Annotated in this window: 2 rRNA genes; both read left to right on the top strand. The window is 57.1% G+C overall.

Annotated features, from left to right (window positions below):
- Window positions 1-312 (top strand): 23S ribosomal RNA (locus tag GXY01S_RS16845); the annotation flags it as partial.
- A 115-nt stretch (window positions 313-427) separates the two neighbouring features.
- Window positions 428-543: ribosomal RNA gene (gene rrf / locus GXY01S_RS16840) — 5S ribosomal RNA — on the top strand.
- Window positions 544-595 lie beyond the last annotated feature (52 nt).

Below are 595 nucleotides of genomic sequence, written 5' to 3'. Positions count from 1 at the left end.
TGAGCTGGGTTTAGAACGTCGTGAGACAGTTCGGTCCCTATCTGCCGTGGGTGTTGGAGACTTGAGAGGATTTGTCCCTAGTACGAGAGGACCGGGATGAACATACCTCTGGTGCACCGGTTGTCGCGCCAGCGGCACAGCCGGGTAGCTAAGTGTGGACGGGATAACCGCTGAAAGCATCTAAGCGGGAAACCCACCTCAAAACAAGGTCTCCCCAAGGGCCGTGATAGACCATCACGTCAATAGGCCAGGTGTGGAAGCGCAGTAATGCGTGCAGCTGACTGGTCCTAATCGCCCAATAGGCTCATTCCATCGCCCCCTCAAAAGGGCAACATACATGCACAGCAGTCATCCACTCTCAATACATAAACATACACACCAACCCATCCACATCCAGTCCAACCCCATATCAGGGGAGACTCGATGACCTGGTGGCCATGGCGGGGAATGATCCACCCGATCCCATCCCGAACTCGGCCGTGAAAACCCCCAGCGCCCATGATACTGTGCCTTAAGGCACGGGAAAGTCGGTCGCCGCCAGGTCTTCCAGTCTCCCCCACAAACGCGGGGTGGAGCAGCCCGGTAGCTCGTCAGG

Source organism: Komagataeibacter xylinus NBRC 15237 (genome assembly GCF_001571345.1).
Classification (GTDB): Bacteria; Pseudomonadota; Alphaproteobacteria; order Acetobacterales; family Acetobacteraceae; genus Komagataeibacter; species Komagataeibacter xylinus.
Note: the sequence above shows the minus strand (reverse complement) of the source record. Positions and strands in the feature narration are given on the sequence as shown.